General features: G+C 38.0%; 26 protein-coding genes. 8 read left to right on the forward strand and 18 right to left on the reverse strand.

Annotated elements, in window-relative coordinates:
- Position 1: 1 nt before the first annotated feature.
- The 17 genes from G6N06_RS07480 to hemN form a co-directional block, all read right to left on the reverse strand.
- On the reverse strand, positions 2 to 1999 hold the full coding sequence (locus tag G6N06_RS07480) for a TonB-dependent receptor plug domain-containing protein (protein WP_163515464.1): 1998 nt from the start codon (positions 1997 to 1999) through the stop codon (positions 2 to 4).
- Between the two features lie 130 nt (positions 2000 to 2129).
- The gene (locus G6N06_RS07485; RefSeq protein WP_163515466.1) at positions 2130 to 2975 is read right to left on the reverse strand and encodes a hypothetical protein; all 846 of its coding nucleotides are present in this window, start codon (positions 2973 to 2975) and stop codon (positions 2130 to 2132) included.
- A gap of 98 nt (positions 2976 to 3073) precedes the next feature.
- Complete coding sequence (locus G6N06_RS07490; RefSeq protein ID WP_163515467.1) at positions 3074 to 3469, reverse strand: hypothetical protein; 396 nt, start codon at positions 3467 to 3469, stop codon at positions 3074 to 3076.
- Between the two features lie 71 nt (positions 3470 to 3540).
- Positions 3541 to 4323 (reverse strand): ABC transporter permease, encoded by a 783-nt coding sequence (locus G6N06_RS07495; RefSeq protein ID WP_163515469.1) that lies wholly within the window; start codon positions 4321 to 4323, stop codon positions 3541 to 3543.
- Positions 4316 to 5023, reverse strand: a complete 708-nt coding sequence (locus G6N06_RS07500; protein ID WP_163515471.1) for an ABC transporter ATP-binding protein — start codon at positions 5021 to 5023, stop codon at positions 4316 to 4318. Before G6N06_RS07500 ends, G6N06_RS07495 begins: the two co-directional genes overlap by 8 nt.
- Positions 5010 to 6224 carry a nitrous oxide reductase family maturation protein NosD gene (locus G6N06_RS07505; protein WP_163515593.1) on the reverse strand — a complete coding sequence of 405 codons (1215 nt, stop codon included), beginning with the start codon at positions 6222 to 6224 and terminating at the stop codon, positions 5010 to 5012. Before G6N06_RS07505 ends, G6N06_RS07500 begins: the two co-directional genes overlap by 14 nt.
- Before the next feature lie 189 nt (positions 6225 to 6413).
- Complete coding sequence (locus tag G6N06_RS07510) at positions 6414 to 6854, reverse strand: nitrous oxide reductase accessory protein NosL (protein ID WP_163515472.1); 441 nt, start codon at positions 6852 to 6854, stop codon at positions 6414 to 6416.
- Positions 6855 to 6964: 110 nt separating this feature from the next.
- Complete coding sequence (locus G6N06_RS07515; protein ID WP_163515474.1) at positions 6965 to 7579, reverse strand: hypothetical protein; 615 nt, start codon at positions 7577 to 7579, stop codon at positions 6965 to 6967.
- A 141-nt stretch (positions 7580 to 7720) separates the two neighbouring features.
- On the reverse strand, positions 7721 to 9688 hold the full coding sequence (nosZ, locus tag G6N06_RS07520; protein ID WP_163515475.1) for a Sec-dependent nitrous-oxide reductase: 1968 nt from the start codon (positions 9686 to 9688) through the stop codon (positions 7721 to 7723).
- Positions 9689 to 9721: 33 nt separating this feature from the next.
- Positions 9722 to 10291: a fasciclin domain-containing protein gene (locus tag G6N06_RS07525; protein WP_163515477.1), complete on the reverse strand. Its 570-nt coding sequence runs from the start codon at positions 10289 to 10291 to the stop codon at positions 9722 to 9724.
- A 65-nt stretch (positions 10292 to 10356) separates the two neighbouring features.
- Positions 10357 to 10845, reverse strand: a complete 489-nt coding sequence (locus G6N06_RS07530) for a c-type cytochrome (protein ID WP_163515479.1) — start codon at positions 10843 to 10845, stop codon at positions 10357 to 10359.
- A 351-nt stretch (positions 10846 to 11196) separates the two neighbouring features.
- Complete coding sequence (locus G6N06_RS07535) at positions 11197 to 12456, reverse strand: alginate export family protein (protein WP_163515481.1); 1260 nt, start codon at positions 12454 to 12456, stop codon at positions 11197 to 11199.
- A gap of 57 nt (positions 12457 to 12513) precedes the next feature.
- Positions 12514 to 13236, reverse strand: a complete 723-nt coding sequence (locus G6N06_RS07540; RefSeq protein ID WP_163515483.1) for an SCO family protein — start codon at positions 13234 to 13236, stop codon at positions 12514 to 12516.
- A 5-nt stretch (positions 13237 to 13241) separates the two neighbouring features.
- Positions 13242 to 14018, reverse strand: a complete 777-nt coding sequence (locus G6N06_RS07545; protein WP_163515486.1) for a formylglycine-generating enzyme family protein — start codon at positions 14016 to 14018, stop codon at positions 13242 to 13244.
- 128 nt (positions 14019 to 14146) lie between these two features.
- Positions 14147 to 15592 (reverse strand): copper-containing nitrite reductase, encoded by a 1446-nt coding sequence (gene nirK / locus G6N06_RS07550; RefSeq protein ID WP_163515488.1) that lies wholly within the window; start codon positions 15590 to 15592, stop codon positions 14147 to 14149.
- Positions 15593 to 15773: 181 nt separating this feature from the next.
- Positions 15774 to 16604, reverse strand: coding sequence for a universal stress protein (locus G6N06_RS07555; protein WP_163515490.1), 831 nt, complete (start codon positions 16602 to 16604; stop codon positions 15774 to 15776).
- A gap of 107 nt (positions 16605 to 16711) precedes the next feature.
- The gene (gene hemN / locus G6N06_RS07560) at positions 16712 to 18076 is read right to left on the reverse strand and encodes an oxygen-independent coproporphyrinogen III oxidase (RefSeq protein WP_163515492.1); all 1365 of its coding nucleotides are present in this window, start codon (positions 18074 to 18076) and stop codon (positions 16712 to 16714) included.
- A gap of 233 nt (positions 18077 to 18309) precedes the next feature.
- On the opposite strand from hemN, the gene G6N06_RS07565 reads away from it, so the two are divergent.
- The 7 genes from G6N06_RS07565 (at position 18310) to G6N06_RS07595 (ending at position 23717) form a co-directional block, all read left to right on the forward strand.
- Positions 18310 to 18891 carry a superoxide dismutase family protein gene (locus G6N06_RS07565; protein WP_163515494.1) on the forward strand — a complete coding sequence of 194 codons (582 nt, stop codon included), beginning with the start codon at positions 18310 to 18312 and terminating at the stop codon, positions 18889 to 18891.
- Positions 18892 to 18979: 88 nt separating this feature from the next.
- Positions 18980 to 19510 carry an RNA polymerase sigma factor gene (locus tag G6N06_RS07570; RefSeq protein WP_163515496.1) on the forward strand — a complete coding sequence of 177 codons (531 nt, stop codon included), beginning with the start codon at positions 18980 to 18982 and terminating at the stop codon, positions 19508 to 19510.
- 1 nt (position 19511) lies between these two features.
- Positions 19512 to 20327, forward strand: coding sequence for an anti-sigma factor (locus G6N06_RS07575; protein WP_163515498.1), 816 nt, complete (start codon positions 19512 to 19514; stop codon positions 20325 to 20327).
- Between the two features lie 300 nt (positions 20328 to 20627).
- A complete protein-coding gene (locus tag G6N06_RS07580) occupies positions 20628 to 20867 on the forward strand; it encodes a hypothetical protein (RefSeq protein WP_163515500.1) in 240 nt (79 codons plus the stop codon).
- 689 nt (positions 20868 to 21556) lie between these two features.
- Positions 21557 to 22852 carry an alkaline phosphatase family protein gene (locus G6N06_RS07585; RefSeq protein ID WP_240338005.1) on the forward strand — a complete coding sequence of 432 codons (1296 nt, stop codon included), beginning with the start codon at positions 21557 to 21559 and terminating at the stop codon, positions 22850 to 22852.
- Positions 22853 to 22923: 71 nt separating this feature from the next.
- On the forward strand, positions 22924 to 23217 hold the full coding sequence (locus tag G6N06_RS07590; protein ID WP_240338006.1) for a cupin domain-containing protein: 294 nt from the start codon (positions 22924 to 22926) through the stop codon (positions 23215 to 23217).
- Between the two features lie 47 nt (positions 23218 to 23264).
- A complete protein-coding gene (locus tag G6N06_RS07595) occupies positions 23265 to 23717 on the forward strand; it encodes a nucleoside deaminase (protein ID WP_163515502.1) in 453 nt (150 codons plus the stop codon).
- Positions 23718 to 23819: 102 nt separating this feature from the next.
- Here the strand turns inward: G6N06_RS07595 and G6N06_RS07600 are convergent, their stop codons facing one another.
- On the reverse strand, positions 23820 to 25379 hold the full coding sequence (locus tag G6N06_RS07600; protein ID WP_163515504.1) for a serine hydrolase: 1560 nt from the start codon (positions 25377 to 25379) through the stop codon (positions 23820 to 23822).
- A gap of 169 nt (positions 25380 to 25548) precedes the next feature.
- Between G6N06_RS07600 and tnpA the strand changes: the two genes are divergently transcribed.
- The gene (gene tnpA, locus G6N06_RS07605) at positions 25549 to 26001 is read left to right on the forward strand and encodes an IS200/IS605 family transposase (protein WP_163515506.1); all 453 of its coding nucleotides are present in this window, start codon (positions 25549 to 25551) and stop codon (positions 25999 to 26001) included.
- Positions 26002 to 26731: the final 730 nt, after the last annotated feature.

Here is a 26731-nt window from a genome sequence, read left to right on the forward strand (position 1 = left end):
TTTAATAGATGATATAAGACATATTAATATAAAAGTTTCGACCTTGCCGTGGGATATTATTCCAATCGGCATAGGTTGAATAATTTGTATCCAAAATATTTTCAATCCCATATTTCAAGACGAATTTATTGGCATTGAGGTTAAATTCATTTCCAAGATTTAAATTTAAAATCGCGTAGGCAGGTGTTTCGTCCTCGCCATAAAATCCACTGTATCGGGTTTGGTTGCCATTGCCCTGCAACTGTAAGGCGGCGTTGAATTTTGGTTTTGAATAGTTCACTTCCGCCAAATACGAAAACGGTTTAATCAATGGTAAATTCTCATTATTGCTACCACTTCCATAATTATAGCCCACGGTACCATTTAGAGAGAATGAATTCGAAAATTTATAAGATGAATTCAAATACACGTTAAATATTTTGGCGTGTGAGAGTGCCTCGTACATTTTTACCCCGCTAGCCCCAATAGTCATCGGACTTAAGCTATTATCTACACTTCCAATAATATAGTCTATGATATAAAAATATGAGGTCTCCAAACCTAAATGAAATCTATTCTCATGATAATTCGCTTTAAAATTAGCTTCAATGGCCTTTTCATTATTTAAGGTCGGATTGCCTATATAATCATAGTTATCAAAACTATTGAATAGGAAAAACCCATAGCCCTCACTTACTGAAGCGGCTCTTTCCCCATAACCTGCTCCAAGAGACACATCATAATGCTCTTTCTTAACCTGGTAATTCGTTGTAAAACTGGTCAACATTCTGTTCTTTGTAGCTCCAATTTCTGGGTAAAATATTTGAAGACTTTCCAAGCCTGTTTCTTTGGCAATTTCATTTTGATGAAATCCGATTCTCAAGGCTGCTGATAACGACATATCATCCTTAATAGCATACGTATCTTTAGCATAAATACCTGAGTACAAAGTTCGAATATCTGGCCATGTGTACATAAACATTGCAGATTGGTTAGGATCATTAGGATACATGGTCATTTCTGCCAAGGAACGGTTGTAGAATCCATTAAGATTGACCTCAAATGCATGTTTATTTATGTTTGTCGTTGCTTTACTATAAAAGCCATAGGTATCACTCCATCCGGGCATATCCATCCGAATAGGCACATCGGGACGCTTGGAATCGTCCATGACATGTGTGATGGTATTGAAATATAGTTTAGACTCCAACGACTGAATAAGGGTCGAATCATTCTCAAATTTGTGCGTTACTGACGTTATCAATGCTTCGGCAAGCGAAACGTCCATGGTGAGTGCAGGATACCCAACATCAGTTGCTTTATCATAAATAACGGCTGCCTCAAATGTATGATGGTCATTTAATTTATAGCCACTTTGCAACGAAATATTATATTTTTGAAATTGTGAATACAACACTTCCTGACTATTGCCTGCATCATAATTGTCAGACTTACGATAAATTCCATCAGCATGGAGATAAAACTTATTGCCGGAATACTCCAGATCCAAACCGCCCGTTTTATAATTCCCGTTGGTTTCGTAGCCCAAATCGATACTTGTTTTTAATCCGGATTGGTGGAACTTGGAATTCGACAATTGCAAATCAATTCCACCTCCGATAGTATGCCCGTTTTCCGAACCTGATTGGCCAGAGCCAATGCTTACTTTCTGCAAATTGGACACATCAACATACGAAGTTATTGGGTCCATTTTATCGGTACACGCCCCAAAAATCTGCATCCCATCTATGGTCACACTCAATCGCTCGCTATTCATATTGTTCATGGCGGGTTCCCAAGCGTAATTGCCGCGCTTGATCATGGTGATTTTACTTGATTTTTCCAAATAATCGTCAATACTCGATAAGGTTTTTTCTTGGCGATAATTACTTAATTTACGTCGTCCAACCAAAGTGATTTCATCTAATTTGGTCGTATCATTTTTAGTGTCAGGGGATTCCTGGGCGAAGATAAATCCGCCACAAAACACCCAAATCACAACTGTTATGAGCTTTTTCATTGTAGTAGTCTGGTTATAAAAAACTATCCCATCTGTCAGAATGAGAATAATCGATAATTTAGTATCGACTTCCCAACCTGACAGAGCGATATACTTAGATAGCTTTGTAAAAGTTATAAGATAGGTTGGGTTAAAATTCAAGCTCCAAATAGAGCGAACTTTTTGGATGTTCCTCAGTGACATTTTCACCTTTAAGGACCTCATCTAACGTATTCAACAGCTTAAGATTGAGTACCCAATAGCCCGTCATGGTTAAGGACAGATTTCCCTCATACATTTTATTTGCCAAATTATAGGTCAAATCGGTATTGTTCGGCGAACTGTGATTTCCCATTCCTGGCATGCGAGGATCCAAGGTTATTTTATAATCTTCAACAACAGGGAAAGACATCATCGTTTCCATTTTGAACAAACCCAATTTTAGTTTGTTGATGGCTATCTTAGGAGTTTGAGGTTCTATCATAGCAATAAGATAGCGTGTATCATCGGCACCCATAAAACTGGTCACGTTTTGATACTCGCTTTGCATCACGATAATATCTGAATCGACAGAATAATTAATGCCATCTATTGTATAATCAACTTTTAAAGACCATCCAGATCCATCAAGATTAGCCATTTGATAGATAATGAATCCCTCATACAGCGTTTTCTTGCCCAAAGATTTTAAAATATCCGATTTAGGAGATGAGTGTTTCATGGTAGGCATTTGCATCACGGGCATCCAAGATAATGAGGCGTTTTCAACATAGTTATTGGTCCCATTATCCTTGATTCGGATACTTATGGCATTATAACCGGTTTCAAATTTACCGGAAGTGTTGAACAATTCTACCGTATGCGTGGCGTTGGTCAGTTCTTGTATTTTTTTAAGATTTTCAACTTCATTGATAATGGTGTCTGAATCGTCATCAGATGAACATGACACCGTAAATAGAGCGATAAAAAGAATTGGGATGATATATTTTAGTTTCATTTTTTTGAGTTTTTTGTTTAAAAAAAGTTTTAAAGCTCCCTGCTCGCATGCAAAAACAAGCCAGAAAAGGAAAAAACAAGGTTGTTATACCTAAAAAATCAACTAAAGTTTGGTGGTGGCGTATCAATATCCTGATACTGAATAAGAATAGAAGGCGTATAGCCGAAAGATTTACGTTTTGAAACAACAAAAACCTCGCTTTGAGATTCTGTTACCTGTATTTGGAACAAACAGAATGCATCCAACGACATACGTCTGGTTTCTTGCACTGGTATGTCGGTATTGGAATCTGGTGTGCTTTCCACAATCTGTTTGGTCAATTGGCATTTGCCATTACACCCCTGTTGATTATCCTTTTGAATACAAAGATTTTTTGCGATGACTGCCTGATTTGCTAAAAAATCGCCAATTATCACCAAGGTATTGATATTATGTGCAAATAATATAAACACCAATACAAGGGCAGTAATTTTATGTGCGATGGTTGCAATCATAGTGCAAATTTACGTATCATATTTAAAGATATATATGATAATTATCACAATCCACTTCTAATTTTCAAACTTTAAAAATCCTTCTTCCTGGCTTTCACGGCGATTCTCAACACCGGTAAGACCACCCATAAAGTCAATGCTGAAAACGAAATTATCAATCCAAAATTAGTTCCAAAAAACTGCTTGAAGACGGCCCCGGTATAACCTAACAGAGCAGAAATGTCCAACTTAAGCAAAATTAGCGTGCGCGACAAATCGATGGGGTTTAACATGGTTCCAATCAAAGAGAGTTTGTCCAAAGGGTAATCCGCAAAAAGAATGAGCGACATTAAGAAGATGCCATCATAAATAATGGCCAGAAACAACCACAGCAATATGGCATAGCCAAAACCTTTGATTCTATTCTCATTGGACAATGCAATATTAAAGGCCAAAGCTGTAAATATGAGGGTAAGGAACGTACCTGTAATGAGCAGTAATGAAAAATCCCAAATGGCATTGGACATAAACAACCCGTAAAAAACAAACGGAATGCCCAGTCCTAAAATCAAGCTCATAGATAGCGAAATGGCCACCCCAAGATACTGACCCAAGAAAATCGATGATCGTTTTAATGGCTGTGCCAATAACAGCTCTGTAAACTCCTTGGAATTATAATAGTACATAACACCAAAAATAGTTCCTATGAGAGGTACCAAAACAATAATGACATTCATTAAGGTGATAACCGCTTTGGAAAGGTCGTTGTTCAAAAATAACAGCACCACGCCAAGTAATAAATAAAACCCAAAATAGACGTAGCTCCATCGGCTGCGCATTAAATCGTAAAAACTATATTTTAATATTTTAAGCATGGTTCTCAGTTAATATGGATGCGATAGCATGTTCGAAATCCGGTTGTTTGGTTTTATCTTTAAGTTCAGTAATGGTCCCTTTGAAGTAAATTTTACCTTCTAAAAGAAATACGATTTCATCTGAAATTTCTTCAACAAAACTCATTATATGCGAGGTAATCAAAATGGTTTTTCCTTTGTCTTTTTCTGCCTGGATCAATTTCTTTAATCGCAACAATGAAATAGGATCCAAACCTGAAGTAGGTTCATCCAATATGACCAAAGGGCTGTCAAACATAAAGGTCAATACCAGATTCACTTTTTGTTTGGTACCTCCGGAAAGGTTACCTAATTTCTTATCTAAAAAAGGCTCCAATTTAAACAGACTGATTAATTCCTGATCCAAGTCAGTCTTGCCTCTTAGATCTTTAATCATAGTAATTAATTCCTTTACCCTTAAGTTGTTGGGGAAATTGGCGATTTGGGGCAAATAATCAATTTTATGCCTGTAACCTGAGCCACTTTTTATATTCTTACCCAATACAGAGATTTCCCCTTTATTAGGAATGACCATCCCCAACAAGCACTTGATCAGGGTGGTTTTTCCAGATCCATTTGGACCTAAAACGGCAAATATCCCGCCTTCTCCAATTTCCAAATTGAGGCCACTTAAGACCTCATTTTTTCCAAATTTCTTATATAAATCCTTAATTTTTATCATGGTCTATGCGTTTCATTCTTGGATTTTCATCCATCAAATCGTCTGGGGTAAATACCGGAGAAACCTTTTCAGAAAAATCGATGATGTCAATAAACAGACTTCTCAATAGGATTATGGCTTCTGGGGTTCTATTGACTATATATGAAAAAAGTTTTACAGGTCGGTATGGCACATCGCCAATCCCATCTTTATCCAAATCGTATCCTGTGTAATTGCTCCAAAAATTATTGTCAAATTTATTATCGTGGATCCTTCCATTATAGGAAATATCGAACGAATTATATAGAAAATTGTTTGCAATAATCTGATTATCATAACAAGCACCCTTTACTATTAGGGCGTAACCGTTGCTTATAAAATCGTTGTTGGCGTATACCAACCGGTTACTCCCCTCAACGGTAATCCCCACCGTGTTTTCTTTGAAAACATTGTTTTTGAGGTTCACATCGTTTACTTCCTTTAACAGTAATCCGTATGAAGCGGTTCCCCAGTTTTTTGTAATGATATTATGTTCCACATCCATAAACTTAGAGAACATCAAAGCTATGCCGGCACCATTGGTTTCAAACTGATTATTCGTTACACTGTTATCGTTACTGAACATAAAATGAAGGCCGTAGCGCACATTGTTCTTGCTAAAATTGTCAATGATGGTTATTTGATCAGAGAATTCAAGATAAATCCCATCCCGAACATTCCGTACATCATTACCTCTTACTTCCACATTGCTACAGTACCACAGGTGAATGGCATTTCCAGAATTAAATTCGGTTACGGCTTCTCCTCTAACGGTGTTATTCAATACTTTTCCATTATTTGATTTTTGAAGATATATTCCGAAAAACAGTTTTTCCAACTCCAAATTCTGGATGGTAAAGCCTTCACTTCGGACAACTCTTACAGCGGCATAGTCGGTGGTATAGCTCACGCCAACATTTATAATCTTAAATCCGTCAAGTGTGACATTATCCGCGCCTATGGTTATGATTTCCCCTTTTTGTTCACCATCTATCGTTGGATGATCTTCGCCAATCAGGGTTATACTTTTATCGATTTTTAAATTCGCCTCCTTATAAATTCCTTTTTTCACAACAATGGTGTCGCCGTCAGACGCCTCTTGGATTGCTTCACGTATTGTTTTGACGGTACAAGAGGAACAGACAGTTATTGTTTTTGACCATAAATTAGTCAAGGAAAGCAATGCCGTTAAAAAGAAGATTATGTAGTGTTTATTTTTCAAAATGAAGTTAAAATTTATCAATATGAAGTCATTCTCTTTCAAGAGGATCAATAAATGATGCTTTATAAAATTAATGTAATTTTGAAATCAAAAAATAGACTTCAGCAAATCTCGGAGATTTTAAATCATTAAAGAACTGCTGAAGCCTTTTTATTTTCTAATTTTAAGGTGGTCCTGAATTTCTTTCCAGGAATAGATATCTCCAGTAAATTTTTCTTGAGCTTTCTTTCCCGCTTCTTCATTTGAGAATGCCGAAAGATTTTCTCCCATTGGACTTTGCAATTGTTCGCTGACCAAATAAGTAGCCTTCGTAGCATCGATTAGCTCACCTGGAGCATCAAGGTCTGCCACCAGATAATAAGCCATTTCTGTATCCTTAAACTCATCTTGTACGGAATGCACCATACATTCAATAGCATCATACTTATAGGCTCTACCTTTTGAAGTCACCAATTGAGAGGCGTGTTGCTTGTCTACAATAGTCATATCACAGAAATGACATGCATCCGAACCGTAATTTATTGGTTGGGGGCTCACAGTGCAAGACGCTAAAAAAAGACTTATTATACTTAAGAAAAAAAACTGTTTCATTTGTTTTAATTTTTAATATTGGATAATCAAATTTAAATTTATTCAAAAAAATCTACATATCAATTTCCTATCAGGTCTTACAATTGTTCCACAGTTAAGTTCAGCCCAAATTAAGACACTTTTTGGGATTCTTTTTTCCCAACAAAGAAGGCTACTACAGTAAGCAACATTCCCACAAATATCATATAAGCTCCAGTTGCTGGCCAAGAGTCCACATCAAAGTTCAGCATCTTTTGGTAGCCAATCAGTGGTGGCTTATAGGTCATTGGAGTACCATCCAAGTTTTCAAGCTTCATGATTGCTTTCGGATCGAGGTCAGTTCCGTATTCAATTAACCATAGGTTGAAATCATACATACCCATAACGCCAAGTATAGACATCAATATGAACCATCCGAGAAACCATTTGTAACTTACTTTTCCGAAGAAACCAAGCAAACCGATGATGACCCCAAGAGCCACCATAATCCCAATTACCATTGGAAATACTTGAAATTCCCACATATCTTCTACCTTAGGAATGGTTTTCATTCCGATGTAATGGTTAAGGCCGTCAATATTTTGGATATCAAACTCTTCTACCCCCTCAATACCTTGAATATAAATATCCATCCCAAGTGGATCTGGATATTGTGGTGCTCCTAACATGATATTCCACAATGGAAACTTGAATAGTCCTAACAACAAAAGCGATCCTATTATCATTATAATACCAGCTTTTTTCATAATAATTTTAAATTAAATTAACCATTCAGTTAATAGCATTTTTAAAAGAAAGGCGAGAGCGATAATTCAACTCTCGCCTCAGAATAAGGAAATAAACACTAAAACAAAATTTCCTTATTCTTATATTGTGGTCCTTTATAATTAATCTTCACCTAAAGACCAAGACAACTCAATATTTGAATCTGCCGGAGATACACGGACATAACCTTGCATTTCCTGGTGAAGCGCAGAACAGAAATCAGTACAATAGAACGGCCATACACCTACTTGTTTTGGTTCCCAAACCAAGGTCTCTGTAGCTCCTGGCATAATAAGCATTTCTGCGTTGTTAGCACCAATTACTGCGAAACCATGAGGGACGTCAAAGTCTTGTTCAAGGTTTGTGATATGGAAATACACCTTGTCTCCTACCTTAACACCTTCAATATTATCAGGGTTAAAATGGCTACGTATCATATTCATATAGATATGAACATTTTTTCCGTCACGCACAACCTTAGCGTCTGCAGGGGAAAGCGAAGCATATGGGTGTTTATTCTCTGCGAGTTTATAGATTTTTCTAGAGTTCTTTGCAATCAAATCTGCAGGAATAGCAGCGGCATAGTGTGGTTCTCCAATGGTTGGGAAATCCAGCAACAACTCCATCTTATCACCTGTAATATCAAACAATTGTGCCGATTGAGTCAACTCCGGACCTGTTGGTAGATATCTATCTTTTGTAATCTTGTTTAAGGCTACAAAGTATTTACCAAATGGTTTACGTGAATTACCTCCAGGGATCATTCCGTGACCTACAGAGTAAAACACTGGCTGACGATCTAAAACTTCCCAAGTTCCAACTTTCCATTTTACAACTTCAGAAGAAATAAAGAAGGTTGTATATGCATTCCCTTTTTCATCAAATTCAGTATGCAATGGTCCTAAACCTGGTTGCTTCACAACACCTGCAAGGATATCTTCAAAATTCAGGATTGGAATACCATAAGCTTCACCATCAAATTTCTTGTTTTCAATAGCATCAAGCATTTTGGTAAAACTGTGCACTGTTAAGTCGGCAGAAAGTTTTCCGTTACCAATAATGTATTCTCCTGTTGGGTCGACGTCACATCCGTGAGGCGATTTTGGAGTTGGTAAGAAATATACAGCTCCAGGAACATCCATTGGATTTACGGTCAATACTTCTTTCAACATTGTAGAAGTGGCTATATGTGTGTGCTCATCCATGATATTGTGTGCATAGTTGGCAGGAACCATTTTCCCACCACCATTGTTCACATATTCCTCAATCTTTTTCCAGTTAATGGCAGCAATGAAATCTTTATCATTTTGTGATGCGTTAACTTCCAAAAGTGAGTGGGCTTCTTCAGTATTATAAGTGGTAAAGAAGAACCAACCGTGACTCTTGTCGCGCCCAGGGTGAGAAAGATCATAGTTAAATCCAGGCATAATCAACTGGAACTTAATTCCCATTCTTCCCGTTTCTTGATCAACACTGATAAACGTTAAAGAGCCTTTAAAATTCCCTTTGTATTCATTGATCGGCATGTCTTTCTGTGGGATTGGCACAGAGAAACGTGTTCCCGCTACCACGTATTCAGTGTTTTCGGTAATAAACGATGAACTGTGGTTACCTGCACTGTTTGGGATTTCAATAATTTCCTCAGTTTTGAAATTCTGTAATCCAATTCTTGCAATACGAGGCGTGTTATTTCCATTGATAAAAATCCAACGGCCATCCAATTCACCATTTGTTTGTGAAATATCAGGGTGGTGAGAGTCATCCCAAGGCACAAAACCGTATGACGTATTCAACATTGGTTTGGTCTCCTCAGTATAACCATAGCCATTTTCAGGATTTTGGGAAAACACTGGAAGTACTTTTAACATTCGTCCTGATGGCAGTCCATAAACACTAAGTTGTCCACTAAAACCACCTGACATAAATGCATAGTATTCGTCAAGCTCACCAGGAGCAACATACACTCTTTCTGCCGCATTGGATGCAAGACCACCTTGGGCTTTGCTCGACTTTCTGTCGTTTCCATTGTTACATCCAACCAATCCGGCGGCTATAACTAAGGAAAATAAAATATTAATTGATTTTTTCATTGTCGTATTTATTTACATTAAATTGATTTATAGTTAATTTGCTGGTAATATTACTTTATCCACTACGTGAACAATTCCATTTCCGGCTGGAACGCTTGCCAAAATTTTGGCACCACCTACATATACATCTTCACCTTTTACCTCTACTGCAGCATCCTCACCACTAGCTTGTCCAACTTTCTTGAATTTCTTTAAGAAATCCTTCGAGTAATTACCAGGTGTTACGTGATGCTTAAGGATTAAAGCCAACTTTTCTTTGTTTTCAGGTTTCAAAAGATCCTCTACAGTCCCTGCAGGTAATGCGTCAAAGGCCGCATTGGTGGGTGCAAATACCATTAAAGGTCCAGCATTAACCAATGAGTTTTCCAAATCTGCTGCCTGGACAGCTGCTACCAATGTGGTATGGTCAGGCGATCCAATGGCTATTTGAAGTACGTTTGGTTGTGACTCATCATCTTCAATAAAGGCCTGTCCCTGGTTTTTTTGTTGGACATCACTTTGGGTAGATGGCTCAACTGATGTTCCGGTGGCGGTTTCATTCTTACATGCTGCAAAAACAAGTAATGCAGATGAGACAAAGAGCATTTTAAAAATTGTTTTCATACAAGATTGGTTTTTAGACCAAGAAGAAATTAAATTCTCCTAAAGTCGGTTGGTTGTTAAATATATTATAGAGTTCTAAAATATTCCACCATCTGTCTCGCCTGTTCTTCAGACATGTGTTGGTTTGCCATTGGCGAACCGTTAAATTCAAGTAGTAGATCATGGGCTAACGGATCATCCTTAGTCATCACCTCAGGGTTCAAGATCATATTCATTACCCATTCAGGAGTTCTTCTGTCCAAAACTCCTTTTGGAGATGGTCCGATGAATTTTTTGTCCACTTTGTGACATGCGGTACAGTTCATATTGAAAACTTCCTCTCCTTTAGCGGCCATTTCCATATCAATTGTTTCGCCAAGCTCCACATTTTTGATAGGACCAATGCCCTTATTGGTCAAGTCCACTCTTTGAGAAGCCGGTACACTGGATACAGGTTTTGCTTGCTCTACAGGTGCTGGTTTCCCATATGGATCATCTTTCTTTTTTTCTCCATCACCACATCCCATAAACAGCATTGCACTTAATACTGTCAAAATTGTTAGTGTTTTTTTCATTTGTTAAAAAATTTTAAGTTGTGATAAATTTTTTAGAACTATTTTTTTGGAAATAGCTCCGGTCCTTTTGAATTTATGCATCAAATTTAAGTCGATAATCTCTTATAAAACATGACAATAATCATATTTGGACAAATTCATCCTCTTTAGAAAGATAATTTCAAATAAAGTGGTTAAGAAAATGCGTTTTATATACCTTTTCTTTCGGATTCTGTTAAAAAACACCTTCGAAAAATAAAATGGGCCACAAAAAAAAATCCTTCAAGATCAAAATAATGAATGACTTGAAGGATGATTTAATACCTGATAATTGTGAATCCCATTTTTGGGAATTATTAGGATGAACAGAATTTAGTTATTTACTGTATGGCTGAATAATTTTGGTTTAAAAACAAACATGGCCCAAGCCCAATTTGTAGTATTGTTCCTATTGCCTCCCTTGAGGACCTCCATTGATTCTGATGCGAACATATGAGAATATCCCATTTGGAAGTCAATATTGGAAGCAATTTTATAACCAAATGAAAAATCAATTTCGGTTCCTAAATAGTGATCTTTATCATTGCCTAAATTATCGACCACATTGGCCGCGGACGAAAATAAATGCGGCACCAATTGCAAGGTTACTTTTTCCTTTTGATACTTTAATGGTACACTAATGTCCAATAATCCCACAGAGTTGATATGATTTCCAACATAAAAATAGTCCATCCATCCGTTAAATTTATGATTGGTACCAAATAGCGGATTGAAAGAATTTAACTTATCTGATGTTGTATCCATATCAGTTCCAGAAAGGAGTTCGGCGCCAAGGCCAAATGTAAATTCTGAATTTATTTGATAATGTAAATTACCGGCCAAGTTATAGGCACTTAAACTGCGATCCGCAATTTTTCCTGTTTGGAAATAAACGGAAGCATCGCCTTTTAACTTATTTTTTCCAAAGGACACAAAGGCACCAAGTGTTTGGTTATAATCGACTTCCTGTTTGCCATTTTTATAAAATGTAAAGCCAGTATTGAGTGCTAAGAGACTTAAATTTAAATCGTCAAAACTGGTATGGTACCATGCATATTGAAATGCTTTATAATTATTGACATCATAATCAGTTTTGAACAGTGTTTCATCTTCCTCATTCAGAGCAAGACCAAGGTCCAGTCGGTTCTTAGAATTGGGCTGGTAGGTGGCAATAAAGGCATCATGGCTTCTCCCCGCTTGTGCCCAATCTACATTCCCAAAAATTCGCGAATCATCATAAATGATTTCCTGACGGCCCATTTTAAATGAAAACTCTGAATCCAATTTAAATGAAGCCCACGCTTCGTGGATGGCGGTTCCGTTGACATCACTTGCAGCTAAGGTGCTGACCTCCCCCCAAGTTCTGACATTCTGTAAAGAAATATAGGCATTGAGCTTTTCACTGCCATATTTTAGATTGAGACGTGAACGTTGAGATACAAAGGTCGCCGCATCTGCCGCATCAGGAACCAAGGTCTTGAAGCCGTGCCTGTATTCCGCTCGTGGTCTTAATTGAAGATCAATACCAAATTCTTGGGCAAAAAATGTCTGGCTCAATGCGCCAAAGCACATCAAAAGGATTAGTTTTTTCATGAGTTGTGTTTATTAGAACCTATACTATTTTAGCGTGTCATCAAATAGCCTTTCAGCTTATTTAATTGACGCCACTGCTTTTTCAATATTCTCAATCGTAGCATCAGAATTGACCCCAAGCCCTTCTTGTTGAAAGACCATTTCTCCCTGATCATTAAAGACGGTGATAATGTTTGAGTGTGAGAAATCAATTGGCGAGATCTTCATGTAATTAACGGCTACAACTGCAGCGAATTCCCTAGTATTATCTTCTGAAGAACGCAAAAATAACCACGGATGCTTATCCATGAAATTTTCTTCCGCAAAGGCCTTCAAGCGTTCAGGAGTGTCAACATTAGGATCAATACTAACCAATATCATTTTTACATTTTCTTTGGTGCTTTTTGAAAGTCGCTCCTCAATGTTCCTCATATCAGCTACCAATCGCGGACAGGCAGCTTTACAAGAGGTGTAAATCATGACCGTGACCAACACATCACCTTTGAGATCTTCAAACTGGAGGTCTTCTCCATTTTGATTGGTCCAAGTGGATTTCAGGTTAAAAATTGACAGGTCTGAAATTTCATCTGATCTTCTCTCCGATTTATCTCCAGTTTCAACGGGTATTAAATCCATCTTACAAACTGGGCAACTGCCAGGTTCATCATAAGTTTTGTCACCTTCACATTCCATTGGGCAGTAATAGGCTATGGCGTCTTCGGATGATTTGGAGCTATCGTTTTTACAAGCAGTAAATCCAATAAAAATAATACTACAAAGTATAAAAAGTGTTTTTTTCATAATCATTATGGGGTTTCAATATCTTTGGCACATCTAAATCCGAGATTCTTTATCGCGAAATTGGCCTTAATACTACCTCTAAATGCATAGCGCATAAACGCTGCATAATTCATCAGATCAGTAGCACCTAAGGAGGCGCTTCCACAGAATAAATTATTGTCGCCATCTTTATCTTTTCTTGATTCACCGGAAAGCAGCACAGAATTAAAATCGGAAGTCCATTCCCAAACTAAGCCATGCAAATCATATACTCCCCAGTAGTTTTTGGGGTTTTGACCTATTTGATTTTCGTTGGATCGCGGTGCTTCATACCATGACAAAATCTTTTCGTTGTAAGATTTCTTGATACGGGCATCCTTGGTTGTTTCATCTGCCATGGCAGCATATTCCCACTCGTCCATGGTTGGCAGTCGTTTACCCTGACAATCGCAATAGGCCTTAGCTGCAAACCAACTGACATAGGTAACCGGGCTTTTTAAATCAGCCCCATCATTAAGTTCAAAATTATTCTTCCAATTTCGCAAGTACATGCCATCAGCGAAGATCTTTTTGGCATTGGATTTCTGCCATTCCGGAAATTTCCTCACAAATTCCATATACTGCTCATTGGTTACCGGGTATTTATCCAAATCAAAATCCTTAACCTCAACCACTGTAGAATCCCGACCGTATAAAGGGATGTATCGAGCCCCATTAATCCGCACCATATCTTCAGATTGCCCAAAACTAAACATGTGGACAAAAATCAAAACAAAGGACAATCTGAAGAATTTGGTACGCATAATTTATTGTTTTTTTAATTTATTGTTTGTGTTTCTCGTTTCCCGACTTCGCTTCGCTGCAGACGGGCAAGCTTGTTTCTAACGAGAATCACTTTTCTCCCGACAACTATCAGGATTCGACTCTCTAACTATTTTCTTTTCTCTTTTACTTTCTTGACCATTTCCGGGGTTACCACGGTTTTATTATTGCCCCAGCTGTTATAGACATAGGTCATGACGTTGGCAACTTCTTCTTGCGAAATCATTTGCGCGGTCATGATACTGTTGTATTTTTCACCATTTACGGTAATTTCTCCACTTAAACCGAAGAGTACCGCTTCAATAGCTCTGTCAACATCAGCATTTAAATAATCTGATTTTGCCAATGGAGGGAAAGCATTTGGAATACCTTGTCCCTCGGCTTGGTGACAAGCAATACAGGTTTGACCGTAAATTTGTTTTCCGAATTTCATTTGCTCTTCAAACGACTTAGCTGGAATATCAGATTCTTTGATCTCACTTGTTGTTGGCATTCTTTGGATTCCTGGACCTTCTGGTAGATAGATATTATCCATAAGCTCTCCAGAGTATATTTTTTCATTTTCATCACCGGTCACATTCAATAATCCCAAAGCACCTTTGTTGAAGGCTCTAAATATAGAGTGATCAACAAGGACGTATGAACCTGGAACATCTACCTTGAATTCAATCATGGCAGCACCTCCGGCAGGAATCAGGGTTGTTTGGACATTTTCGTTGACGAGACTTCCGCCCTCAACTGTCACTTTATCAAAAATTTCACCGATGATGTGGAAAGATGACACTAATCCAGGACCTCCGTTACCCATAAAAATTCGAACGGTCTCCCCTACTTTTGCGGTCAATGCGCCATCACCTGTCAAAGCACCAACGCTTCCGTTAAAGACAACATAGTCAGCTTTTTCATCCACAGCTTTCTGCATATCAAAAGGCTGCAAACCACGCTCGCCGTTAGCTCCAACAGTATAGAAATCGCCCTGCATGACATAGTATTCTTTATCTACTGGAGGCAAACCACCTTCAGGTTCTATCAGAATTAGTCCGTACATTCCGTTGGCAATGTGCATCCCCACAGGAGCTGTAGCACAATGATACACATACAATCCAGGAGCTAATACCTTAAAGGAAAATACTTTTTCGTGCCCTGGAGCCACAAAAGAAGACTCGGCACCCCCACCTGGACCATTGACTGCATGTAGGTCAATATTATGAGGCAATTTATTGTCTGGATGGTTTTGTAAATGGAATTCAATTTCATCTCCTACACGTGCTCTGATGAAGCTTCCCGGAACGGAACCTCCAAATGTCCAATAAACATAGCGCACCCCATTTGAAATTTCACCTTCAGCTTCAAGAATCTCCATTTTAACAATAAGCTTTTTAGCTTTACGTTTTCCAACTGGTTTTGGTACGTGTGGTGGTGCGGTCAATTCCGCAATCATCTCCTGACTCACTGGAATATCTTCAGCGGCCGTATATTTCTCTTTTTTCTCCTTGAAACAGCTAAATAAAAAAACTGTCGCGATTAATACTGTAAATTTAAGTTTTGATTTCATAATGTGGTTATAATTGGTTTACGGTTCAAAGTTATCGGTATTCACGTGCACAAAATATGATTTTTGTCATATTTCGGATATTTTTGTCCTAATTAAAAATGTCATGTAAACAACAGGCTTAACGCCTGTGTGTTACATGACATGAGATATCATCCATTGTCTTATATGCCATAAATATATTCTATATTTTAAATGTCATTACAGGAAGATTGGCTCTATTCGCCAAATCCTCAGAAATACTACCTTCAAAAAAATGAGCCAATCCTTTTCTTCCATGGGTTGGCATAACGATCAAGTCGGCTCCAAAGAGATTTGAAAAATTCATAATCCCTTGTTGTATGGTATAATCTGAGACATAATGGACCTTGTTTAAATTGTTCAAATTCCCTTCAGCTTTCATCAGGAAATTGGCCACATTTTGTTCCATTTCAGCCGTGCTTTTGAAATTCTCACCAGGCACATTCACATATAATAAATGGACATTAGAATTCTCCCCCAATGTTTTTAAAACACGTTTATAAACATCTACACTCTTATCGGTAAAATCAGATGGGAAAATAACAGTTTCAAAATTAAGATTGCTCGGCTTTTGCTTGATGACCAAAACCGGAAGCGTCGAATGCCGAACTACTTTTTCAGTGTTTGACCCTACAAAGACCTCAGTAAATCCACTGACCCCATGAGATCCCATCACTATCAAATCGGCATGGTGCTCTTCAGCTACCTCACTGATCTCACTGAACACCTTAGAGTGCTTGACCACTGGTGTGACTTTAATGCCCTTTAAATAGTCTTTACTTAAAAATTCATCAAACTTTTGTTGAGCAAGTTTTAAGAAAAACAAAATTTTGGGTTTCGGTCCATCATTTGAAGCTGTCAATATTGCATCGGACATTTCTAACATATGTAATGCAAAAATTTCAGCATTATTTTTTTTCGCCAAAATGGCTGCTGCCTCAAGGGCATATTCAGAATATTTGGAAAAATCTATTGGAACAATTATCTTTTTCATAGGTAGGTAGTATTCATTAAAATAATTAAAACTAAAAAGGTAACAATATTATATCAAAGTGACAAACAAAAGTCCCAATCGGTAGTTGATTTTGGACTTTATAATTTTTAAACGGTCATTGAAAAGAGTTGTGTCTCAGGTTTTTTCCGTTTTAAATGCAAATCAAAGGCCATGCATACATTTCTAACAAATGGTTTTCCCTTTTCCGTTATAGTCAATTGCCATTCTTTTCGCACTAATAAACCGTCTTGCTCCATTTCATTCAATTCCTCCAATACTTTTGGAAGGTCATCAAAGAATAGGTTATTTGGAGTCCAAGAAGTTTGAAAATGACACATTAAATTAAGAATATGTTTCCTGATAATAAGATCTTCAGAATTTAAAATATGACCTTTTACCACAGGGATTATCTTTTCATCAATCAAATGGTAATAATCTTCAATATTTTTGACATTTTGCGCAAACCCATACCAACTATCACTAATTGCCGACACCCCCAAACCAATCATGGCTTTGGTTTTGGAAGCCGTATACCCCATAAAATTACGATGCAGTTGATCTGTAACCATCGACTGGTATAACGAATCTGAATCTAAGGCAAAATGATCCATTCCAATTTCGTGGTATCCTGCTTCAAATAGTAAAGTCTTGCCCAATTCATATTGCTGTCTTTTGGCTTCTCCGGAAGGCAGATTGCTTTCATCAAAACCTCGTTGTCCATTTCCTTTTATCCAAGGTACATGGGCATAACTATAAAATGCAATCCTATCAGGTTTCAATAGTTTTGTTTTGGCTATGGATTCTTTGACGTGCTCCTCAGTTTGAAAAGGCAATCCAAATATAAGATCATGTCCAACGGAGGTATAACCAATCGCCTTGGCCTGTTCTGTCACCCGTTTAACATTCTCAAACGGCTGAATTCTATGAATGGCCTTTTGCACCGTTTCATTATAATCTTGGACTCCAAAACTGACACGTCTGAATCCGAGATCATAAAACGTTTTCAAATGCTGTTCGGTGGTATTATTAGGATGACCTTCAAAACTAAACTCATAATCATCAGCCAAAGTAGCACGCCTTAATATACAATTGATCAGTAAGCTCAGATGTGTTGGAGAAAAAAATGTGGGCGTCCCACCCCCAAAATGCATTTCTTTAATTTTGGGTTTTGATGGCAGTAAATCGCAGTATAAATCCCATTCTTTTACCAAAGCATTGATGTACGGAATTTCAACGCTATGCTGCTTCGTAATCCGCTTGTGGCAACCACAAAATGTACAAAGACTCTCGCAAAATGGCAGATGCACATACAAGCTAATCCCTTCATCTTCATTACTTTCATTAAATGCCTTTAGAAGTGAATCCTTCCAAGATTTCATAGAAAACGTGTCACCATCCCAATAAGGAACCGTTGGATAACTCGTATATCTTGGTCCAGCAACATTATATTTATCAATTAAAGACCTTTTCATTCTGGTTAGGTTAAATCAGGTTCAAAAGTATTTTAAAAACGTTATAAAAAATATGATATAAGTCATAAATTCATTTCGTTTTTAATTAATTTTAGAGAACCATTATTTTAGAATGTAGCGGCCAAGCAGAAGTAGAGTTTGGTTTTATTCATATATTTTACATTCATCATAGCTAAAAACACGTAAATAAACAGTAACTTTATTCATTAAATTAAACACTAAAAATTATAATCATGAAACGAATATCACTGATTCTCATAGCAGTTTTTGCTTTGACCATGACAACCTCCTGCAAAAATGAGAAAAAGGAAACAACAACTGAGGATACCTTGGAAACGCCTAAAGAAACCCCAGTAAAAGAAGTCATCAAATTGCAAGTTGCCCTGGAACCGAAAAGCGACAGCCAGGTGAAAGGCAACGCCGTTTTTACTGAAGAAGATGGTGTGGTCACTATGGTGACCGTGTTAAGCGGACTCACCGAAGGAGAGCATGCTATCCACCTCCACGAAAAAGCTGATTGTTCAGCAGCGGATGGAACTTCATCTGGAGGCCACTGGAACCCAACCAACCAACCTCACGGTAAATGGGGAAGTCCTGATGGCTATCACAAAGGCGATATTGGAAACCTTCAAGCGGATGCCAATGGAAATGCCACTATCACATTTACTACCGATGAGTGGTGTATTGGATGTGGAGACACCAATAAGGATATCATTGGTAAAGCCATCATCGTCCATGAAGGTGTTGATGATTTTGTAAGCCAACCAACAGGTAATGCCGGCGGACGCGTAAGTTGTGGTGGAATTATTCAATAATCCAATACCTTAAACAAACTTAAGCCACTTTTTTAAAGTGGCTTTTTTTCTCAATTTTAATTCCTTTAGGACTATCTAAAAACACTATATGCAATTAGAAATATTGATTTCAAAATTTCAGCAAAAAGACGAAAAAGCATTTGAAAAACTCTACCGTATGTATAGCGAAAGTATGCACGGCGTCATCTACAATATTGTGAGAGATCATGCACTTGCAGAAGAAGTAATGCAGGATGTTTTTATCAAAGCCTGGAACAATGCCAACAGTTATTCCGCCGAAAAAGGTAGATTTTTCACCTGGATCTTAAATATTGCCAGAAATGCTGCGATTGACAAAACACGGTCCAAAACATTTAAAAATTCCAGAAAAAACCTGGATGCTGAATATTTCGTAGATATTTTACAACACAGTGATAGTTTAGATGATCAGACCGATGCCATTGGCATCAAGAAGTTTGTAAGTCAACTTGCCAAAAAATGTATTGAAGTGATTGAGCTTTTGTACTTTCAGGGATTTACCCAAAAGGAAGCCTCAGAAACTCTCGACATACCTATTGGCACCATCAAAACACGAAACAGAAATTGCATTAAGGAATTAAGAACTATTGTACTCAACTAATATGGATATAAACGCTTATATAGCATCTGGGATTTTAGAGCTTTACGTGGCAGGCGCCCTCTCTGAGGATGAAAACAAAGAGGTGTATCAAATGATGCACAAATATCCAGAAGTCCGCCAAGAAGTATTGGACATAGAAGCTGCCATTGTTAAACTAACCGCTGCCACCTCTAATATTAAGAATGCTGACTTGCTCCAGGCGATCAAGGATAAATTAACTTTTAATGCACCAGACGCCCACACCAAGGTCATTTCAATTACCAAACCAAAATACAACTGGTTGACCTATACAGGTTGGGCTGCAGCCCTCATTATTGGCGCCGGATTGCTTTGGACCTTGAACCAAAATCAAGAGCTTGAATCCAATTTAAATACTGCCGAAATAGAAAATGCATATTTGGAAGAGCAGATTATAAACTCAAGATCAGTGCTAGCCGATTCAAAAAAACTGTTGAATTTCCTTCGAGATAAGGATATTATTTCAGTGCCATTAGGAGGCCAAGGTGAATTTGCAAACACCTACGCCAAGGTCTATTGGAACAAAAAGGACAACAGCATTTATTTAGATGCCCAAGGACTTCCTGAAGCGCCATCGGGCAAAGTGTACCAAGTATGGTCCTTAAAACTGAATCCGCTAACGCCAACAAGTTTGGGCACCATTGATGACTTCAATACCGATGACAACAAAATATTTGCCATTGCCAATGCCAACCAAAGTGAGGCCTTCGGAATTACTTTAGAACCAGAAGGCGGTAGTGAAACACCAACCATGGAACAGCTATATACTTTAGGAGTTGTACCAGCACCAGCACCATAAAAATAGATTATAATAATTTGAAAAAGCACCAGTATTTGTTGGTGCTTTTTTATGTGCCGCTGGCGTGAGCGTCCCGCTCGTACTCACAAATAACATGAACCCATATAACCCAAAAGTCCATTTTAAAATACGTAGTTTTATTAATAGGAAAGTATAGGGAAAGATGGTAATTTGGAGGTTGAAAATTTGATTCAATAAAGTGAAACAACTAAAGTTGCTCCAAATGAATGACACATTGAGGGCAGTTATGAACGCTCTTAGTGCTAATAAATGAAACTTGTAAAACATTTGCCGAAGCGAATGAAAAGAATACTAATCTTAATACCAATCATAATTTTATCAATGGGATTTTCTCTATTTAATAAAACACCGAATGAAGACAAATTTTGGAATTGGTTTTCTAAACATCAGGAAACTTATTACAACGAAATAGAAAATCTTGAAATTCGAGAAAAAATACTCATCAATTTATCGACTGAATTAAAGAAAGTTCATCAGGATTTAGTTTTTGAATTTAGCCAATCCACGAAAGTGGTATAAGAGAATTTACTATTTCAGCCGAGGGAATTAAGGAGGTATTTCCTATAGTTGAACAATTAGTAGAAAAAGCACCAAAAATTAAAAATTGGCATTTTAATGCCTTCCGACAAAGAATTCCTGGAGACGAATTTGAAATCCAATATGGTGATTTTAGAATAAGCTATTCAGACATTTATATCAGATATCAAGATGGTGAATATGGTAAACTTGGCATAGAATTAAATATTCGAGATTATGATGCTAGTGGACAATCTCAAAATGCAATATATATTTTATTGGACGGTCTCATAGGAGAATATGATATAACAATGGGAATTGATTGGATTGAATGGGTGAAATTGGACGAATCAAATATTGAAACGCTGAATCCAATAACGAACTTGAGAACATTATTGACCAAAAAAAATAGCAAAAAACGCTTTACGATAATCTGCTTAAACAATCAGCCCGAAAGAATCGTTCTGGCGGGTTATGTGGTTCTCGCCTAAATGGAAAATCCTACACCCAAAAAGCGTGGCAGGTTGCATCTTCCACAGGCCTAATCATTGTTTAGTACTTCAGGAACTGGTCGCTTCATGATATTTTGAAATGGAAGACTATAGATTAACCTTTTAAATTCTTTAAATTCGCATTTAACATTTATAATAAGGTTGTTCGCAAAATGCTAAATGCCTTTCCCAATTAATATAATGATGTTGAAAAAAATAGTTCTCTACGGTCTTCTTTCTGTACTGTTGTTAATAACAATAACATCCTGTGGATCCAGTTCAAACATTGGTACGTCCTACCCCACTGTCAATTCCGAAGCTTCACTTCATAAGCCCTATGTGCTCTTAATTTCCCTCGATGGTTTTCGTTGGGATTATGTAGAAAAGTACAAACCTCAGCATCTCAGTAATTTTATAAAGAATGGCGTCAGTGCAGAATCGTTGATATCGGCCTTCCCATCTAAAACATTTCCTAACCATTATTCCATTGCCACTGGGATGTATCCCGAAAATCATGGCATCCTGAGCAATATCTTTTATAGCAACAAAAAGAACAAGGTCTATAGCATCCGAAACCGAGAGACGGTTACTGACGGGGACTTTTACGGAGGCACGCCCATTTGGATGCTCGCCGATAGGAACAAAATGGTAACGGCAAGTTATTTCTTTGTGGGTTCTGATGTAGAAATCCGCGGCGTAAGACCGACATATTCCAAAGACTACGATGGCAAAATAAAAAATGAGACTCGTGTTTCCCAAGTTTTGGATTGGTTGGCCTTACCCAAAAAACAAAGACCGCATCTAATAACGATGTATTTTTCTGACATGGATGATACTGGACATAGATATGGACCCAATAATGAATCAGAAATAAAAAAAGCACTCTTTAACTTAGATGAAAATTTAGGCGATTTATTTGCTGGTGTAAAAGCAACAGGGCTTCCCGTAAATATCATCATTGTGTCTGACCATGGGATGGCAGCCATGTCAACGGCCAACCTTATACCCATAGAGACGATTCAAAATGACAGTTTATTTCTAGCAATCGACAATGGCTCAATGGTCAACATCCATCCGAAAGACGGCGTTGAAATTGATGCTGTATTCGAATATCTAAAACAAAACGAAGGCCATTATGAAGTTTATAAAACTGAAGACACCCCAGGTTTTGAATACCTTCCAAAAAATAAGGATTGGGGAGCCTTTCAACTCATTCCAGATCCCGGTTATTATTTTTCTAACGAAAAGAACATGATGCTTTTAAAGCAAAATAACATTTCCACTATTGGCGTACACGGCTTTGATAGTGAAAATAAAGATATGCATGGCATATTTTACGCCAATGGCCCTGCTTTTAAAAAGGAGTATACAATACCTTCATTTCAAAACATTGATATCTATCCGTTAATCTGTGAGATTTTAGGTTTTGAAATCCCTAACAATATTGATGGGACGATAAGCAACGTACAAGATGCTTTGAATCCTGATAATGATTGATTAAATTGTAGAGGTGAATCATCAAGGCAGTGATTACAAATTAAAAACAGAAATTTAAAAACAATAAAGACATGGAAAAAGCAACTCCACCTAAAGTGAAAACGCTGGCGGAAGGCAGTGAACTGATCGCCAAACAAATGCAGGCTGATGCTGGACAGCTAATGCCCGAGCATCTTGCCAATCTCGAATCGATTGTTTTTGTTCGGGAAGGCGAATGTGTCTTTAAAATGAACAATGAAGAACAAGTTCTAAAACAAGGGGACACGATTATTGTACCCCCAGAAGTCAGGCATCAAATTAAAGCCATAACCGATTTTAAGGGAGTCCATTTCATGCCGAAGGGAATCAAATTCAAATTCTTTTGATTCGTTTTATTTTGGGTTTTTAATCTCCCGACAATATCTGCAAGCCAATGGAGAACTCAGATTTAAAACAACATGAATTCTATATGCGAAAGTGTATCCGTCTTGCCAATATCGCCAAGCAACGTGGTGATAGTCCTGTTGGCTCCATCATTGTGCAAAATGAAAAAATTATAGGCGAAGGCATTGAAGGTGGAAAAACGCAAAAAGACATCACTTGTCATGCAGAAATTGAAGCTATTCGAGATGCGACAAAACGTATAGGAAAGCAAGATCTTTCAGATTGTATCATGTATACTACACACGAACCGTGCATCATGTGTTCCTATGTCATCCGACATTTGAAAATACCATTGATTGTAACGGGGCTAGCCACTGGAGAAATTGGAGGATTTAGTTCTAAGTTTCCTATTTTATTGGATGCCACCATTAAAAGGTGGACAGCACCTCCAACTTTAATAAATGGTGTATTGGACAAGGAATGCTCAGCTTTATATCACTAAAGAACGAAATACAAAGACCTGACTGCCTATAAATAATACTTTGGTCAAAAAAAGTTGGATGTACTCAATTAAACGCAGCTTAAATCTCCAAAATCCATGACTTTATTTCTGTTTAATAAATCGCTCCGTATGCGTGTAATTAGATGGATAGGCACCCACTTGCAAGGATAATGGACGTAAGGAAAACTCGAAATCCAAAGCCTCTACCTTGCCATCTTTGCCTAAATGAAATTGCATAAACTCTTCACGCTGGGCAGGATTTTTCCAAACCGCTCTAAACGTATCGTAATGCCAATGCTCAAGTTTGGCTTCCAAACCATCGGTATCCCAAAAATGTAATACCAGATCCTTACCTTGTTTTTTAACTTCTACTTTCCCGTATCCTACAGATCGGTAGGTGCCGAGATAGGCGTCCAAGTCTAAGCTGGGGTTTGTTTTCATCACTTGAGCCTGATGGATTTTCTCTCGGGCTTCCGCGGCTCGGGCAAAAGATCTTTTATAGCCTTGTAAGTAACGATCATTCCAATCGACATCACTTTTCCCTAAATAGGCATCCATCACCTGATACGCAACAGCATTCCCCAAGCTGTTAAAATTGTTTCCTACGACAATAATTCCCAATTCCAATTCCGGCATAAGGTACATGGCTGTATTGAAACCATCCGTTGCCCCGCCGTGGGTAAGGACACGTTTTCCGTGATAATCGGTAATAGTCCAACCAAATCCATAACTGCCTTGTGCGGCCATGGCATCTGATTGCGGACGGACCATTTGCGGTTTGTGGATTTCGTTCATCTGTTTCTCACTGATAATGGTTTTTCCTTTAAACTCTCCAGAAGCACCCAATTGCATCAACATCCATTTATTCAAGTCGTTTACTGAAGCATTGACACCACCCGCAGGTCCAGCATTGTCCCAATTTCTCCTTGAAATAGGCATTACTTTTCCTTCAATTTCCTGATGTGGATAGGCTTGATTATCGTTAGCCTTTATCTGAGTGATGCTTGTACTTGCAGAATTCATTTCAAGTGGCACAAATAGTCGTTCTTTTAAAAAGTCGTCCCACGTGCGTCCATCGGCATATTCAATTATCTGCCCCGCCAAGGAATACATAACGTTGTTGTAAACAAAAGATGAACGGAAAGGTTTTTCCAATTCCATATAGCGCATGTGATACAGAACGCTGTCTCGTGAACTATTGGTCATATACTGAAGCCTATTTCCTAATTTTCGACCCAATCCCACCCGGTGTATCAAAGCATCGCGAATCGTGATCTCCTGCGTTACCCACGGATCTTTTAACTGAAACCATGGTATGTGCTTGGTGATTTTATCATCCCAACCTATTTTTCCTTCATCTACCAAGATTGCCAGTGCTGCGGCAGTCATATTTTTACTCACCGAAGCAATACTGAAAATGGTATTGGCATCAACCTTCTCTCCGCTTCCCAAGCGTTTTTCTCCAAAACCTTTAGCATAAACCACTTCGCCATCTTTCACAATGCCCACTGCCATACCGGGGATTTTCCAATCCTGTCTGCTCGATTCCACCCATGCATCGAAATTCTTAGGTAGTGATTCTTGAGCCACGAGTGAAGTGAAAAATAAACTTACAAAAACGGATAGCGCTATCTGATAACGCTTAAAAAAAATAGTTGTCATGATCAATTGATTTTAAGCAAAGATACTGACAAGTTTACACATCTGCCACCGTGTGATTAACATCCAATAAATATCGTAAGTTAGTAATTTAATTAGCCCTGAAAGGGCGGCATATTACCCTAGGTGACAGCCTTGGGTAGCCCAACAAGGTCCATAATATTCAAAGCCTATGTCACAATCCTTAGTCAAAAACTATCTGCACATTGTATTCAGTACCAAGTACCGTCAAAAATTAATCGATGAATCTATTGAAGACGAACTCTATAAATATCTCGGTGGCACCTGCAACAATCTGGGGTGCCAAGCTATAAAGGTCGGCGGCCATCAAGATCATGTCCATATTCTATGCTTGTTGTCCAAAAATATAGCCTTGGCGACCTTTATGGGCAAACTGAAAGCCAATTCCTCAAAATGGATGAAAACACATGGTGAAGCCTATCGTAACTTTTATTGGCAGAACGGTTATGGAGCTTTCTCAGTAAAAACTTCAGAAGTAGATGTGGTCATTAATTATATTGCCAATCAGAAGGAGCATCACAGACGGAAGACTTTTCAGGACGAGTATCGTGCATTCCTTGATAGTAATCAGATGGAATATGATGAGCGCTATGTGTGGGACTAGATGAGAGGTGGAGCATTAATATAAATTGGAAGGTAAATGATGAATGTATATCGCCCTTTCAGGGCTTAATTTCTCATGACATTCATAACTCAAGACTTTCGCCTTGAGTTATGATATGGCGCCCTTTCAGGGCTGTATCCCTTATAGTTATACATTCTCACTTCTCAAGGTTACCGCCTTGAGTTATGACAGAACGCCCTTTCAGGCTACGTTATGTTCTCTGGATTATAATGGCGAAAATTATGCGAATCATAAGCTCTGAAAGAGCGAAACATATTAGCATAGGGCCTAGACTTATGCTAATAAAAATCACCGATTCGCCATATAGCCCTGAAAGAGCGGCATACACATTATTCCCCAAAACATTCATAACTCAAGATTGTTGTCTTGACTGATGACATGACGCCCCTTCAGGGCTGTATCCCTTATAGTTATAAATTCTCACTTCTCAAGGTTACCGCCTTGAGTTATGACAGGACGCCCTTTCAGGCTACATTATGTTCTCTGGATTATAATGGCGAAAATTATGCGAATCATAAGCTCTGAAAGAGCGAAACATATTAGCATAGGGCCTAGACCTATGCTAATAAAAATCACCGACTCGCCATATAGCCCTGAAAGGGCAGCATACACATTATTCCCCAAAACATTCATAACTCAAGATTGTCGTCTTGACTGATGACATGACGCCCCTTCAGGGCTGCATCCCGTTTTCTGAAAAACAATTGTG

This window comes from Gelidibacter japonicus (genome assembly GCF_010725055.1).
GTDB classification, from domain to species: Bacteria; Bacteroidota; Bacteroidia; order Flavobacteriales; family Flavobacteriaceae; genus Gelidibacter; species Gelidibacter japonicus.